This is a genomic window from Flavobacterium orientale (assembly GCF_014638005.1).
Classification (GTDB): Bacteria; Bacteroidota; Bacteroidia; order Flavobacteriales; family Flavobacteriaceae; genus Flavobacterium; species Flavobacterium orientale.
This window is the reverse complement of sequence record NZ_BMFG01000006.1, coordinates 17,827-31,828: the sequence shown is the minus strand read 5'-3', so window position 1 is coordinate 31,828 and position 14,002 is coordinate 17,827. Positions and strand designations below refer to the sequence as shown.

The following is a 14,002-nucleotide window of genomic DNA, read 5'->3' as shown; positions in this document are numbered from 1 at the left end:
AAATAAGTATTTCTTCGTTTCTTTCATACAATTTTCAGTACTAATTCTATAAATTTCAAAAATTTTTCCAAATAAGCATTTTGCAGCGATTTGAATAAAAGCAATTTAAAAAATTGTACATTTGATTGCATAAAATATAATCTACTTTATAAATGAATCAACGCGATGATAGTGACTTAAAATTGGCTGTTTTAATTGATGCCGACAACGTGCCTTACAGCAACGTAAAAGGAATGATGGAAGAAATTGCAATTTATGGAACACCCACCACCAAAAGAATTTATGCCGATTGGACAAGACCCAACGCAAACGGTTGGAAAGGTGTTTTATTAGAACATGCCATCACTCCTATTCAACAATATAGTTATACTTCCGGAAAAAATTCCTCAGACTCCGCTTTAATTATTGATGCTATGGATTTATTGTATTCCGGAAAATTAGACGGATTTTGTATTGTTTCCAGCGATAGTGATTTTACACGATTAGCTATCCGACTTAGAGAATCAGGAATGAAAGTCTTCGGAATTGGGGAACAAAAAACACCAAAACCTTTCATCAGTGCCTGTGATCGTTTCATTTTTATCGAAGTTTTAGAAGATGCAAAAAAGAAAAAAATAGTTAGCTCTCCAACCGACAAGAAAAAAACAGAAAAAATCATTCCTAAAATTGATGTGGAAACTATCGATTTAATTGAATCAAGCATTGAAGATATCGCTGAAGACGACGGCTGGGCATTTTTAGGCGATGTAGGTAACCTTATCGTTAAAAAGAAACCGGAATTTGACCCAAGAAATTATGGGTTTACAAAGCTTACACCGTTAATGAAATCACTAACCAACTTGTTGGAAATCCATGAAAGAGAATCGGATAAAAAAGGAATCAAACATGTATATGTGAGATTGAAATAAATAGGATTTTACCTTGTCTTTAACCGAATAACTCAAAAAAGCTTTAACAATTGTTTAATTCTGCTTTTTAAACGCTAAATTTACTTCATGAAATGCTTCTCTAATTGAAGTTTCAATTGGAGTTTTTACATTTTTTGAATAAAATGAGACTTTACATCAAACATATGGTGAGTCTACGTTGCAAATTAATGGTGAAGCAAGAATTAAAAAAACTGGGCCTACACTATGTAATTGTTGAGCTTGGTATGGTTGAAATTCTGGAAAACTTAACTACTGAACAACTAGCACTTCTTAAAATTTGTTTGTTGAATTCCGGTTTGGAATTAATGGAAGACAAAAAAATCATCTTAATTGAAGACATTAAGAAGGTGATTGTTGAAATGATTCATTATACTGACGAACTCCCAAAAGTCAATTACTCGCAATATCTGAGTAAAAAGTTAAACCAAGACTACACATACCTCGCCAATACTTTCTCAGAAATTGAAGGCATCACTATTGAACATTATATCATCAATCTCAAAATTGAACGAGTGAAAGAACTTGTTTTATTCAATGAACACAACCTTACGGAAATAGCTTATTTGATGCATTATAGTAGTGTGGCACACTTATCCAATCAATTCAAAAAAGTTACAGGCTTTACTCCCTCCTTCTTTAAACAAATCCAACAAAAAAAGTTACATCACATTTCTTAATGTGTGAATAATACAATTGAAGTTCACAATTATGTAATCCATTCCTTCAAAATTAAATCACCTTTGGTAGGTGATAAATTATTGTTTTTACTATGCAAGTATAGCAGTTGCAAATAGATAATTAAAAAGCTGGAACGAATGAAAAAATATGAAGAAATACTAGGTTTAAAAATAGTAGAGGTTACTCAGAAACTATACACAGATTTTCCGGAGATATATGAACACTTGAGTGAAACACCCTTGCCTTTTTGGGATGCAAAAACAAAATATACCAAAGAAAGCTACTTTAATTATTTAGAAACAATTATAGCTATTCTGAACCAATCAAAACAAACTGAAAAGGTAATAGAAGTTTAACTGTTAAATAAGTGTAAATAATACAACTTTAATCCAAGATTATATAACTCGCAATCAAACAACATAGAATACCTTTGATTTTATAATCAGAAAGAAATTTTCAAAATGGAAAAGTCATATTTAAACAAACTTGCGTCCTTAAATTCACCGGTTAAAAACAACAACTGGAATAATAAAAAAAGAATTCTTAAAGCGAAATTCACCTCTCTAACAGACGCAGACTTGCGTTTTGATGATGGTAATAAAAATGCTATGTTATCCAAAGTTCAGGTTAGGCTAGGGATAACAAAAGATGAGCTTTCATCACTACTAGCATCGCTTTAATTTTAAGTGTGGATGTTGAAGTAAAAAATAATGAAAACACTGCTTACTGAAAAACATTGAGAAATCAATACAATACAACTTAATTCCCATATAGTTAGTTGTAATTCAGTCAAGAAAGATTTTGCTTATAATTTTAACATTCACACTTTTTTAAAAAAAAATAAAACGAATAAAAACACTTAACACAAACACTATGAGCAATTTACTTTATTACATCGCAGTTATCATTATAATCGTTTGGGCAATTGGATTTTTTGCATATGGCTCTTCAGGTATCATTCACGTACTATTAGTGATAGCCATTATTGCAATCGTCTTACGAGTAATCAGAGGTGGTGGATCCAATACAAATCTTTAAAATACAAATACAATGACAAACAATCAATTTACTTTAGGCCTATTGGGCGGGTTTGCAGTTGGAGCCCTTTTAGGAGTGCTTTTTGCCCCTGAAAAAGGAACTGTGACCAGAAAAAAAATGAAAAATCAGTACGACGATTATGCAGATGAGCTAAAACACAAGTTCGATTCCTTTTCAGATACGGTTACCAATAAATTTTCTGATCTAGAGAGAAAAACAAACAAAATTGTTGCGAATTCAAACGAGTAGCAACCCATTAAATCCTTAAGTAACTACCGTAATTACTTAGGGATTTTTTTGTATTTCATCTTCCTTATTTGTTGCAATAGGATTTTCTACCTCCTTTTCATCACTTTGCAAAACGTGGGTTTTCTTTTCATACTTTCCTTCCAAATCATCCATCAAACTCTTTTTCCAAAGTTGAATTCCCGTAAAATAAGAAGATCTTCCAATCAAATGGGCTCCAACCGGTGCTGTTAAAAACATAAAAAGTATAATCGCCAAAACTCGGGTGGTTATGGAAGAATCATTAAAATAAATTCCTGCCGATAATAAAACCAATCCGATTCCCAATGTCGCCGCTTTGGTGGTCACCGAAATTCGCAAATACAAATCCGGCATACGAAGCACACCTATTCCCGCTAAAAGAATAAAAATAGCTCCAAAAGAAGTTAATATATAAATTAGTATCTCACTCATTTTTTTTACGTTTTTCAAGATAATAGGAAAAAGCAACCGTTCCTAAAAATGCAATTAAAGCTAATATCATAGCAATGTCAAGAAAGGTAGGTTGATTGGTTACAATACTGTAAATTGATATAATACCAATGCCAATTGTAATCAACAAATCCAAAGCCACCACTCTATCCGATAAAGAAGGGCCCAACAAAAACCGAATAAAAACTAATACTGCCGAAATGGATAAAATCGGTAAGATAATGTAATATAAAAATTCGTATAAATTCATCGGGTAATGTTTAATAATTTCTTCTCAAATCCATCTTTGATACTTCGGATAAACTCGTCTTTATCATGAATATACATGGCATGAACATAAAGCACTTTTCTATCATCAGAAACGTCTAAACTCAAGGTGCCGGGTGTTAACGAGATGACATTAGCCAAAAGCGTAATTTCCAAATCCGAATTGGCATCCAAAGGAACCGATACAATTCCGGGCTTCATATATAATGTCGGCGTAATCACATCATAAGCTACTTGAATATTGGCTTTTATCAATTCATAGATGAAAAAAAAGATAAAAGAAACAAGACTCGGAATTACTCTGAAATACTTACGATCGCTTTTATCTGAGCTGATAACCCAAAGAATTAAAAAAGTCAAAACAAAACCAAAAGCAAAGTTTATAAACACAAAACTTCCCGTAAGGGCAACCCAAACGATAGTAAGTATCAAATTTAATAAAACTAACTTTTTCATAACTTTTTATGGATTAACCGGTGGTATTTTCCCCAAAACAGCTTCAATATAACCGGATGTATTGGATAATTCGAAAGCGATTCGTTCCGATAACAATTGAACGTGCTCTGCAAAGAAACCTATATATAATGAAACCAAAGCTAAAATGGCAATCGGAAGAACCATATTCAATTTATCTTTAAACTTTAAATCACCAAAATATTTAAAATTAGGCTTCCTCGGTATTCCGGTACTGGCTTTCCAAAAAACATTGGTCCACATTTTAGCAACGACAAACAAAGTTAAAAAACTACCCAACAATATAAACCCAATTAAAACATAATAATTGTCTTCAAATCCGGCTTGCAATAACGAAATCTTTGGCCAAAATCCCGACAAAGGCGGAATTCCTATCAGTGAAAACAACGGAATCAGCATCAAAATAGACAGTTTTGGATAGGACCCATAAAAACCGCCCAACTCTTTCATACTGTTACTTCCCTTTATTTTATAGATCATACCTCCAACCAAGAATAAATTTCCTTTTACTACAATATCATGTATCATATAAAAAATGGCTCCGGTTAAGGCCAATTCTGAATGCATACTCAAACCGGCAATCATAAAACCAATATGACAAATAATAAGATAGGAAAAAACTTTTTGAATATTGTTTTGAACCAAAGCTCCAAATCCACCGCTAAGAATCGTTAAAACCGCAACGGTCATTAACAAATTATCGATAAACTCATCTCTGATAAAGATAAGTGTAAATACACGAATCATAGCATAAACCCCTACTTTTGTTAGTAGTCCGCCAAAAATAGCAGATACCGCTGCAGGTGGTGTATGATAGGAAGAAGGCAACCAAAAATACAAGGGAAAAACGGCAGATTTAATACCGAATCCAACAAAAAAGATCAGTGCCGTAATATTAATCAATCCTTTATTTTCTGAAGCGGCAATTTTAACTGATAAATCAGCCATATTCAAAGTGCCTGTTAATCCATACAACACCGCAATAGCAGTTAAGAATATAACCGAAGCTAAGATATTTAACGTAAAATATTTAACCGCCGATTCAATCTGAGGCTTTTCGCCACCAATGGTCAACAACACAAACGAACTAATAATTATTACCTCAAACCAAACATATAAATTAAAAATATCTCCGGTTATAAAAGCACCTATTAATCCCATCAACAACAAATGATAAATGGGAAAATAACCAAACTTTGCCCGTTCACTGATTATAGATGCTGAAGAAAAAATGGAAATGGCCAACCCTAACAAACAGGTCAACAACACCAAGGTTGCCGAAAGCATATCTACTACCAACGTAATCCCAAAAGGGGCTTGCCAACCTCCCGCTTGAAAAGTAACGGTTCCAAATTGCCATACCTGAGCAAACAAAAATCCTGCAAGCAATAAAGCAATACCACTTCCTGCAACACTCAATCGACGTTGAATTCGGGTGTCACGCCAAAAGAACATCAACACTATGGCTAATGCAAACTGAAAAAGTAACGGATATAATAAAAAATGTGCTATCATGCGTATTCGTCTGTGGTGTTCATTTGATCTAAATCGTCAGTCTTCACAACTTTATAGGCTCGTTTTATCAAAACAATAGCAAAAGCTTGTAAACCAAAACTAATCACAATGGCGGTTAAAATTAAAGCTTGCGGCACCGGATCGGCATACGTATCCAAAATAGTAGAACTATCTTCCGGAATAATTGGTGGCTTTCCTTTAACTATTCTTCCCACCAAAAAAATAAGAATATTGGCTCCGTTTCCTAATAGGATTAAGCCAATAATCAGCTTCACCAAACTGCGTCGGAGAATCATATAAACACCGGCACCATAAAGTAATCCGGTTATAACGGCTAATAGTATTTCCATAATTAAGAGGATTCTGAAATTGTCATAATAATGGTTAAGGTCACTCCCACCACCACTAAATAGACACCAATATCAAAAAACAGGGGGGTTCCAATCATTCCAATTACAGGAAGCGGATCTTTAAACCAAATACCCGTCATAAATTCTTTTCCTTCTAAAACCATTCCGGCAATACCGCTAAAAAATGCGACTGTCAAACCAACCGGCATCAAAAATCCGGGGTGTATCCGTAATAAGGTTTTAGTATTCTCTTGTCCGTTTGCCGAACCGTGTAAAATAAAAGCAATGGAAGCTATCAAACCACCAATGAAACCCCCACCGGGAAGGTAATGACCTCTAAGCAATATAAATACCGAAAACAGCAGTAATAACGGCAGTAAATAAGTAGAAGCAGTGCGTAAAATTATAGTCTTCATAGCCTTTATTTATTTCTAATTCGTAATTTTAATAAACCAAAAACACCCAAAGCAGCAATTACTAAAACCGTAATTTCTACCATCGTGTCCAATCCTCTGAAATCAACCAAAATCACATTTACAATGTTCTTTCCTTTTGCTAACACATAAGAGTTCTCAGCATAAAACTGCTTGGTTTCTCCCGCATGCGAAACTTGTAAAACTTCAATCGACAAGATAGTGATTAAAGAACCAAATAACACCGCAATAAAACCATCTCGCACTCTTGTCTTAAAATCAGATAGCGTTAAATATTTAGGCAATCGATACAAAACCAATACAAACAAAATGACGGTTAAAGTATCAATCGTAAATTGTGTCATCGCCAAATCAGGTGCACTATAAAACACGAAAATCATACAGATTGCATAACCCACAACACCCATCGCGGCCACAGCTGCTAATCTTGATTTTGTAAAAATGGCATAAAACACAGCCACGACCATTATCAACAAGGTGGAAACCTCATAAATCGTTAAATCCAACAACGAATTAAAGTCAAGAGAAAAGGTAACATTATGAATCAAATAATAACCAATCAAAAAACTTAAAAACAAAATAATGGTGAGGATATAATTTCGCAAATAACCATTTTGAAAAAAGTTCGTCCAAAGGGAAGCCGTTTTTTGAAATCCATTGGCAAATCCTCTAATCAATGTTTTAGGGGCTAAAAAATCTACTTTTTTCAATTTTAATTCTTTTACAGCCGATGGTTGTAATACAAAAACCAAAAGAAGTCCCAAAGCTATAGTCACTATACTCAAAAGCAAAACAAACGTAAAGCCATGCCATAGTTTCAATGGTGATACAAAAGAATCAGGTGCTAATTCATTCAAGGAAGGCTGAAACAAGGCATTGTCTAAAATCGAGGGAAACAAGCCGAAAAGCATTCCTAAAACACCCAATAACAATGGCGGCATCCACAACCGTTTATCCGGTAAATGAACAGATGTAAAGTTTTCAGGTAAGGTGCCAATAAATGGTTTTATCCCCACTTGATATCCGGCATACAACAACAATATGTTAGTTACAACCGCAAAAACCGTAAATAAAACAGCTTCACTACTCTGCAAAGTGGCTTCATAGATCAAATCTTTTCCAACAAATCCAAAACTAGGTAGCATACCCGCATTCGACAACATCGCTAAAAGTCCGGCAATGGCAACGGGCATCATGACCGATTTTAATCCGCTTAACTTGGTTACATTTCGAGTTCCGGTTTCATGATCTAGTATTCCCGTGATTAAGAAAAGTGCGGCTTTGTATAAGGCATGAACTACGATAAAAACCAATGCGGCATGCAATGCTGTAGAAGTTCCTATTCCGATTAAAAAAACCAAAATCCCTAATACCGAAATGGTAGAATAAGCTAAAATCCCTTTTAAATCCGTTCGAAATAGCGTGTGAAAAGCAGCATAAAGCATGGTAATAGCTCCTACAGTAAACAACGTAGTATTCCAAAATTCATGATTCCCTAAAAGCGGTGTAAAGCGAAGTAACAAATAGATACCCGCTTTTACCATGGTGGCAGAATGCAAATAAGTAGAAACCGGTGTCGGTGCTTTCATCGCTCCGGGTAACCAAAAATGAAACGGAAACTGAGCCGATTTTGTAAATGCAGCTATAAATATAAAGACCAACAAAACAACGTAATACGGACTTTCTGTAAAATCAATACCGCTATGAATCAATTCCTGAATGGAATAAGTTGATCCAATAAATCCAAATAAAATAGCAGCTCCCAATAAAAACAAACCACCAAAGCCTGTGATAGCTAAAGCTTGTAAAGCCGATGTTCGGGAAGCTTTGTCATGGTTATTAAATCCAATCAGAAAAAAGGAACTGATACTCGTTAACTCCCAAAATATAAATAATCCCATGATGGAATCAGAAAGTACCAACCCCAACATAGCTCCCATGAAGATGGACAAATACCCATAAAATCGATCCAGATAAGTATGCCCTTTTAGATAATAGGAAGTATATAAATAAACCAAAGTACCGATTCCCGTAATCAACAAACTGAACAACAACGCCAAGCCATCCATCCGGAAACTCAAATGAATACCCATACTGGGAACCCATTCAAACAACTGAACAGGCACTTCACCTTGTGCTATTTTACCAATAAAAGTGGTAAAATACACAAACAGAGACAAGGGTAATAAAGTGAGTAGATAGGAAATTGAGCCTTTTAACTTTTTACCGAAAAAAATTAAAAACAAAGCCACTATAACACACAACAGTATGGTAAATATCATTGGTTTTCAAAAACTATATAAGTGCAAATATAAGAATTATCAGCGTGGATTGGGCGTCCTAAACAAATCTTAGCAAAAATATAACGTAATTAAAAAAGAGGGCTATAAGGTCAGTTCTTTAACCATTTTATACAAAGCCTCCTTATCCAAAGGTTTTGAAATATATTTATTCATCCCAATCTCCATCACCCTGATTTTTGTGCTTTCCATCACATCAGCAGTAACGGCAACTATAGGAATGTCTTTTTTGGAATCACCCGACGCTCCGGCTCGAATAGCAAGCGTAGCTTCATAACCATCCATAACAGGCATCTGTAAATCCATTAAGATAATATCAAAATTGTTTTCCTGCAACGCATCCACACATTCCTGTCCGTTATTCGTAAAAACAATTTCAGTATTTTGCCATTTTTTGGTAATCATTTTTAACACCATTTGATTCATGGCATTATCTTCAGCAACCAAAATTCGTTTCCCATGCAAATCATAGGTTTCAGCTTCTGGTAGCACTTCTGTTGGTTCAGCAAGGGGTAAAACGTCAAAGTGCAAAGTTACTTTACTAACGGTGCCTTCATTCACTTTACTTTGAATAGCTATAGAACCTTGGTGTAAATCGGCTAAATGTTTTACGATAAACAACCCTAAGCCCAAACCACCATATTTTCGCTTGTCAGTGATATTTTCTTGTGAAAAAGAATCATAAACTGCCGACAACTTTTTTGCATCAATCCCAACACCACTATCCTCAACAGATAGCTCCAAAGCAATTTGGTTGCCCTTCAAAGGTTTGCAGGAAACGGTCAACGTAACAAATCCTTCAGCCGTAAATTTAAAAGCATTGCTCATTAAATTGTAGATAATTTGCGTCAAACGAAACTTATCACCCACCAATTGAGCTGGTAAATCTGTAGCTAAAAGTGCTTCAAACTTTAAATCCTGACTTTTTGCTTTGTTGTGCATGTTAGCAATCATGTGCTCCAAAAGAGGTCGCAACAAAAACGGCTCTTTATCCAACTGCAACTCCCCTTTTTCTATCTTCGAAAAATCCAAAATATCGTTTACCGAACTCAAAAGGTTATAGGAAGAGTCTTTAATCATCATGGCATTTTTCTGAACGGTAGGTTCTGTGGTCTCTTTAATCAAAATTTTCGACAAATTCAAAATGGCATTCAAAGGCGTTCGCAATTCATGACTGATGTTAGAAAGAAAATACGTTTTCATCTCATTCATTTCTTCCGATTTTTGAAGGGCAATGTCTTGCATTTCCTCGCGTTCATCTCGCAATTTTCGGATTAAGTTAGCCATCGATAGCGATAAGAAAACAACCTCCAAACCGGTGCCCAATTTCGAACCGTTTTCCGTCCAAAAAGTAACCGGCAACATACTGAAATTTTTCAAGATAAAAACAACAAAACCGGCTATCAAAAAGAAAATACCGATAACAAAGAAATAATCAACTTTTCGGGTCTTTACATAAATTACTACAACAGACGAAATAATTAACAACAGCAATAGCAACCCAAACAAATTAGCCAGCGGATAAGAATAAGCCAATGCACCCGGATGAACAAACAACGAAATCAGCAACAAGAAATCCAACACATAAACCACATAAAATGCACTATTCAAAAAAGAACTATATTCTTTTACTTTCAAAAAAACCTGAGCATACCTTCCCAAAAAGAAATTGGCGATACAGGCAGAGAGGATTACCGCATTCAACGACAGCCAACCCGAACCGGGTGTTATAAATTGAAAAAACAAACCATCCAATGAAAATTGCAGCAAGCCAATAAAAACAACATACAAACTGTAGTATAAAAAACTGCGTTGCCCAAGAGCAAAAAAGAAAAACAAATAGATAATGGCAGCAATACCTAAAATTCCATAAAAAATCCCAAAAACCAATTGCTCAAACATACTGGTTTCCATCAAGTTCTCATAAGACCGCAACACCAGTCCCGCATTAATTGCCTCCCCATCACTCTTCAAATGAAGGTAATACTGCTTTGTAGTTTGGGGTGCAATCGCCACTTTAAAAATGGTCTTTCTGTTTTTAAAATCGCGTTCCGAAAAGGGCAAAGCATCGCCGCTTACTTGTTTAGTAACAGCACCATTCGCATCTATAGTATACAATTCAGCTACATCAACAATAGGTCGACACGCCTCTAAAAAGAAGATTTTTGTAGTAGTTAATTCATTACGTATAGAAAAACGCAACCAATAATGGTCAGAAGTAAATCCCAAATCAGTGTTACTGTTGGGCAAGGTTTCAAATTGATTGGCATCCAGTTGCAATACAGCATCAAGTGAGATCGATTCAGCACCCAAACGGGCAAGTGTAGCATACGGATGAAGCGATACTTCGTCAAGCGTAGTATCCGGTTTGATGATAAATTGACCACTGACAGTACTACTTACTAACATAAAAAGTAGCAGCACAAAGTGACACAGCACACAAACCTTAGGGTTGTAGTTTAGTTTCAAATAGAGGTTAAATTTGTGGTATTGGTTCGATAAAAATAGAAAAACCATTCGAATAAATACTACAAGACTTTTTTTTTAACAATCGTTCTAGTTTAACTTTGAGGGAACAACTATTGTATTTGCCCTTAAATCACACAGTCTTTGCGAGGTATAAATAAGAGTAATTAGCAAAAATAAAACTAAGAACAGATTATGTACGCACAGATCGAGTACGGACAGGTCGAGTACGGACAGGTCGCGACCTGTCCCTTGTCCCTTTTCCCCTGTCCTCTCCCCCCACCAATCCCACCAAATCTCTATTTATTTGATTTTTAGTATCTTGTATTCTTTTTAAGAAAGTAGTTATGATAAAAAGAACACTATTAATCGAAAACAAAGCCTCTCTTTCCACTAAAAACCTACAACTCGTAATCAAAACAGAAACAAGGGAAACCACTGTGCCTGTTGAAGATATTGGGTTTTTAGTAATTGACAATGCCGAAACATACATCAGCATTCCGGCTATGAATCTGATGATTGAAAACAATACAGCCATTATAATCTGCAATACCAATCACCTTCCAAATGGAATGTTCCTTAACCTCAACAGTCATCACATCCAACAAGAAATATTTCGCAACCAAATAGAAGCCAGCTTGCCATTAAAAAAACAACTTTGGCAACAAACAATCGTTGAGAAGATAAAAAACCAAGGACTACTATTAGAAAAAATAACAAACACCAAAAATCATTTTAACTACCTCGCAGGAAAAGTACAAAGTGGTGATACGTCAAATATGGAAGGAGTAGCAGCCAGTCAATATTGGAAATCTTTTTTTGACCAAAGTGACAGCGAACGAGCCAAACAATTAGATTTCAAACGAGAACGTTTTGGAGACTATCCTAACAACTTTTTAAATTATGGCTATGCCATTCTTAGAGCGGCAACTGCCAGAGCATTATCCGGTAGCGGATTACTTAATACCCTAGGCATACATCACAAAAGCAAATACAATGCTTTTGCTTTGGCAGATGATATTATGGAACCCTTTCGTCCAATAGTAGATGAAAAAGTGTATGAGTTAATGAACAACTACAAAGAGCAAGAACTAAACACACAGCTCAAATCAGAAATGCTGCAAATTCTAACGCGAACGGTCTATTTTAAAGAAGAGAAAAGTCCACTGATGGTAGCATTACAAAAAACAGCAAGTTCATTGCAACAATGCTATTCAGGAGATAGAAAGAAAATAAAATATCCAAAATTATGGAACTAAACGGATACAGAATTATGTGGCTATTTGTATTTTTTGACTTACCAACAGAAACTAAGAAAGACCGACGAAATGCGTCAGGCTTTAGAAAGAACCTCTTAAAGGATGGTTTCAGTATGATGCAATATTCCGTATATGTGCGTCACTGTGCAAGTAGCGAAAGTGCAGACGTACATGAAAAACGAATAAACAAACTATTGCCACCATTGGGTAAAGTCAGCGTACTGCGAATAACCGATAAACAATTCGGAAACATTCTCAACTTCTGGGGAAAATGTGAAGTACCTAAAGAACCACAGCCCACCCAATTAGAATTGTTTTAAACCTTTTTAAAAAAAACATCATCATCCCATCTCTCGGGATTGTTAGAAATATAATTGAATATATTCAAATAAGAAAATTCATTTCTAATGATATGATCATGAAAAGAGCGATGCCATTCAAATTCCGGAAAGCCTGCTTCATGAATTAATTTAGAAGTAGTTGTTTTCAAAGCCCCCATTAAACTTGACAACGATTTAATTTTGATGCCTTTATCTTTCACTTTTTGGCTATCTATTTCAAGAATAAGATGAAAATGATTTGGCATAATCACATAATTATGAATGTCAACATATTCATACTGACTCATCAACCAATTGATTCTTTCTTCTACCAATAAACCAAATTGATTTAATTCAACAACATGATTAATTTCGAAATCTTGATTTTGGGAATCTTGATTTTGGGAATCTTGATTTTGGGAATCTTGATTTTGGGAATCTTGATTTTGGGAATCCTGTACGGACAGGTCGCGACCTGTCCCTACGCGTTCTGTCCCTTCGCGACCTGTCCCTACGCGTTCTGTCCCTACGCGTCCTGTCCCTACGATAGTAACACGCCCCAAACAACACACATTATCTTTCACACAATTTGTAACGAAATACAAATTATTACTGGAATAATCGAATCCTTTCATTCGATTTCTTTTGCGATTTTTCATGGCTTATACTATTTTATTGGCTTATAATATTTCAAAAATAATGATAATATAATAACCAACAAAATTTTTATACAGAACTGATAAGGACAAATCGTTTTCAGACATCTTGTACGGACAGGTCGGGTACGAACAGGTTCTGTGCGTACAGGTTCTGTGCGGAAATGTCGGGTACGGACAGGTCGGGTACGGACAGGTCGGGTACGGACAGGTCGCGACCTGTCCCCACCCCTACAAACAAAAAAATGCCTCAATCACAGCTTATCATTCTGTAAAAGAGGCATTTTTTATCACGATATAACACTATATTCTCTTGAGTAGCAGAAGGTAACAGGCCAACTAATATCGTGTTCTCTAATCTTTAATCAAACCACAACTTTGAGGTTTGAATTGCTTCGACTGTCAAAAATATCGTGTTCTCTAATCTTTAATCAAACCACAACAACACCTGTTAGAAGAGGTCATATATTTTGAATATCGTGTTCTCTAATCTTTAATCAAACCACAACTTAATAAGTCCTCTATCATTCTGGGAGGAAAATATCGTGTTCTCTAATCTTTAATCAAACCACAACTGATGACAAGCAGCGTTCCTGTGT

The 14,002-nt window shown here is 35.3% G+C and carries 17 protein-coding genes and 1 CRISPR repeat array (1 of these 18 cut by a window edge); of the genes, 8 read left to right on the top strand and 9 right to left on the bottom strand.

Annotated features, from left to right (window positions below):
* Positions 1 to 152 precede the first annotated feature (152 nt).
* The 6 genes from IEV15_RS08680 (at position 153) to IEV15_RS08655 (ending at position 2,894) form a co-directional block, all read left to right on the top strand.
* A complete protein-coding gene (locus IEV15_RS08680) occupies positions 153 to 908 on the top strand; it encodes an NYN domain-containing protein (RefSeq protein WP_188362135.1) in 756 nt (251 codons plus the stop codon).
* A 143-nt stretch (positions 909 to 1,051) separates the two neighbouring features.
* A complete protein-coding gene (locus IEV15_RS08675; RefSeq protein WP_188362134.1) occupies positions 1,052 to 1,606 on the top strand; it encodes a helix-turn-helix domain-containing protein in 555 nt (184 codons plus the stop codon).
* Between the two features lie 138 nt (positions 1,607 to 1,744).
* Entirely contained in the window at positions 1,745 to 1,963 is a 219-nt protein-coding gene (locus tag IEV15_RS08670) for a hypothetical protein (protein WP_188362133.1), read from the top strand.
* A 105-nt stretch (positions 1,964 to 2,068) separates the two neighbouring features.
* Positions 2,069 to 2,287, top strand: coding sequence for a general stress protein CsbD (locus IEV15_RS08665; protein WP_188362132.1), 219 nt, complete (start codon positions 2,069 to 2,071; stop codon positions 2,285 to 2,287).
* A 193-nt stretch (positions 2,288 to 2,480) separates the two neighbouring features.
* Positions 2,481 to 2,645 (top strand): lmo0937 family membrane protein, encoded by a 165-nt coding sequence (locus IEV15_RS08660; protein ID WP_188362131.1) that lies wholly within the window; start codon positions 2,481 to 2,483, stop codon positions 2,643 to 2,645.
* Between the two features lie 12 nt (positions 2,646 to 2,657).
* The gene (locus IEV15_RS08655) at positions 2,658 to 2,894 is read left to right on the top strand and encodes a YtxH domain-containing protein (RefSeq protein ID WP_188362130.1); all 237 of its coding nucleotides are present in this window, start codon (positions 2,658 to 2,660) and stop codon (positions 2,892 to 2,894) included.
* A gap of 36 nt (positions 2,895 to 2,930) precedes the next feature.
* Here IEV15_RS08655 and mnhG read toward each other — a convergent pair whose 3' ends face one another.
* The 8 genes from mnhG to IEV15_RS08615 form a co-directional block, all read right to left on the bottom strand.
* Positions 2,931 to 3,344, bottom strand: coding sequence for a monovalent cation/H(+) antiporter subunit G (gene mnhG / locus IEV15_RS08650; RefSeq protein ID WP_188362129.1), 414 nt, complete (start codon positions 3,342 to 3,344; stop codon positions 2,931 to 2,933).
* Positions 3,337 to 3,612 carry a cation:proton antiporter gene (locus IEV15_RS08645; RefSeq protein ID WP_188362128.1) on the bottom strand — a complete coding sequence of 92 codons (276 nt, stop codon included), beginning with the start codon at positions 3,610 to 3,612 and terminating at the stop codon, positions 3,337 to 3,339. Before IEV15_RS08645 ends, mnhG begins: the two co-directional genes overlap by 8 nt.
* Positions 3,609 to 4,085: a Na+/H+ antiporter subunit E gene (locus IEV15_RS08640; protein ID WP_188362127.1), complete on the bottom strand. Its 477-nt coding sequence runs from the start codon at positions 4,083 to 4,085 to the stop codon at positions 3,609 to 3,611. Before IEV15_RS08640 ends, IEV15_RS08645 begins: the two co-directional genes overlap by 4 nt.
* A gap of 6 nt (positions 4,086 to 4,091) precedes the next feature.
* Positions 4,092 to 5,618 (bottom strand): proton-conducting transporter transmembrane domain-containing protein, encoded by a 1,527-nt coding sequence (locus tag IEV15_RS08635; RefSeq protein WP_188362126.1) that lies wholly within the window; start codon positions 5,616 to 5,618, stop codon positions 4,092 to 4,094.
* Entirely contained in the window at positions 5,615 to 5,968 is a 354-nt protein-coding gene (locus IEV15_RS08630) for a Na+/H+ antiporter subunit C (protein WP_188362125.1), read from the bottom strand. Before IEV15_RS08630 ends, IEV15_RS08635 begins: the two co-directional genes overlap by 4 nt.
* Before the next feature lie 2 nt (positions 5,969 to 5,970).
* Positions 5,971 to 6,384, bottom strand: a complete 414-nt coding sequence (locus IEV15_RS08625) for a Na+/H+ antiporter subunit B (protein ID WP_188362124.1) — start codon at positions 6,382 to 6,384, stop codon at positions 5,971 to 5,973.
* A gap of 5 nt (positions 6,385 to 6,389) precedes the next feature.
* Complete coding sequence (locus IEV15_RS08620; RefSeq protein WP_188362123.1) at positions 6,390 to 8,684, bottom strand: putative monovalent cation/H+ antiporter subunit A; 2,295 nt, start codon at positions 8,682 to 8,684, stop codon at positions 6,390 to 6,392.
* A gap of 102 nt (positions 8,685 to 8,786) precedes the next feature.
* Positions 8,787 to 11,111, bottom strand: a complete 2,325-nt coding sequence (locus IEV15_RS08615) for a hybrid sensor histidine kinase/response regulator (protein WP_229734123.1) — start codon at positions 11,109 to 11,111, stop codon at positions 8,787 to 8,789.
* A gap of 404 nt (positions 11,112 to 11,515) precedes the next feature.
* On the opposite strand from IEV15_RS08615, the gene cas1 reads away from it, so the two are divergent.
* Positions 11,516 to 12,427, top strand: coding sequence for a type II CRISPR-associated endonuclease Cas1 (gene cas1 / locus IEV15_RS08610; RefSeq protein WP_188362121.1), 912 nt, complete (start codon positions 11,516 to 11,518; stop codon positions 12,425 to 12,427).
* Positions 12,418 to 12,747, top strand: coding sequence for a CRISPR-associated endonuclease Cas2 (gene cas2, locus IEV15_RS08605; RefSeq protein WP_188362120.1), 330 nt, complete (start codon positions 12,418 to 12,420; stop codon positions 12,745 to 12,747). The genes cas1 and cas2 overlap by 10 nt, the downstream gene beginning before the upstream one ends.
* On the opposite strand, the gene IEV15_RS08600 is transcribed toward cas2, so the two are convergent.
* Positions 12,744 to 13,406, bottom strand: coding sequence for a transposase (locus tag IEV15_RS08600; protein ID WP_229734122.1), 663 nt, complete (start codon positions 13,404 to 13,406; stop codon positions 12,744 to 12,746). The two genes, cas2 and IEV15_RS08600, sit on opposite strands and share 4 nt — an antisense overlap.
* A gap of 338 nt (positions 13,407 to 13,744) precedes the next feature.
* Positions 13,745 to 14,002: a CRISPR direct-repeat array (repeat unit 36 nt; unit sequence AATATCGTGTTCTCTAATCTTTAATCAAACCACAAC) (it continues 2,015 nt past the right edge of the window).

Bases quoted from the DNA above. Each gene is read 5' to 3' on its own strand.
- IEV15_RS08600 (WP_229734122.1), bottom strand. From the start codon at position 13,406: ATGAAAAATCGCAAAAGAAATCGAATGAAAGGATTCGATTATTCCAGT.
- mnhG (WP_188362129.1), bottom strand. From the start codon at position 3,344: ATGAGTGAGATACTAATTTATATATTAACTTCTTTTGGAGCTATTTTT.
- IEV15_RS08635 (WP_188362126.1), bottom strand. From the start codon at position 5,618: ATGATAGCACATTTTTTATTATATCCGTTACTTTTTCAGTTTGCATTA.
- IEV15_RS08660 (WP_188362131.1), top strand. From the start codon at position 2,481: ATGAGCAATTTACTTTATTACATCGCAGTTATCATTATAATCGTTTGG.
- IEV15_RS08645 (WP_188362128.1), bottom strand. From the start codon at position 3,612: ATGAATTTATACGAATTTTTATATTACATTATCTTACCGATTTTATCC.
- IEV15_RS08675 (WP_188362134.1), top strand. From the start codon at position 1,052: ATGAGACTTTACATCAAACATATGGTGAGTCTACGTTGCAAATTAATG.
- IEV15_RS08625 (WP_188362124.1), bottom strand. From the start codon at position 6,384: ATGAAGACTATAATTTTACGCACTGCTTCTACTTATTTACTGCCGTTA.
- cas2 (WP_188362120.1), top strand. From the start codon at position 12,418: ATGGAACTAAACGGATACAGAATTATGTGGCTATTTGTATTTTTTGAC.
- IEV15_RS08615 (WP_229734123.1), bottom strand. From the start codon at position 11,111: ATGTTAGTAAGTAGTACTGTCAGTGGTCAATTTATCATCAAACCGGAT.
- IEV15_RS08630 (WP_188362125.1), bottom strand. From the start codon at position 5,968: ATGGAAATACTATTAGCCGTTATAACCGGATTACTTTATGGTGCCGGT.
- IEV15_RS08680 (WP_188362135.1), top strand. From the start codon at position 153: ATGAATCAACGCGATGATAGTGACTTAAAATTGGCTGTTTTAATTGAT.
- IEV15_RS08640 (WP_188362127.1), bottom strand. From the start codon at position 4,085: ATGAAAAAGTTAGTTTTATTAAATTTGATACTTACTATCGTTTGGGTT.
- IEV15_RS08620 (WP_188362123.1), bottom strand. From the start codon at position 8,684: ATGATATTTACCATACTGTTGTGTGTTATAGTGGCTTTGTTTTTAATT.
- cas1 (WP_188362121.1), top strand. From the start codon at position 11,516: ATGATAAAAAGAACACTATTAATCGAAAACAAAGCCTCTCTTTCCACT.
- IEV15_RS08670 (WP_188362133.1), top strand. From the start codon at position 1,745: ATGAAAAAATATGAAGAAATACTAGGTTTAAAAATAGTAGAGGTTACT.
- IEV15_RS08665 (WP_188362132.1), top strand. From the start codon at position 2,069: ATGGAAAAGTCATATTTAAACAAACTTGCGTCCTTAAATTCACCGGTT.
- IEV15_RS08655 (WP_188362130.1), top strand. From the start codon at position 2,658: ATGACAAACAATCAATTTACTTTAGGCCTATTGGGCGGGTTTGCAGTT.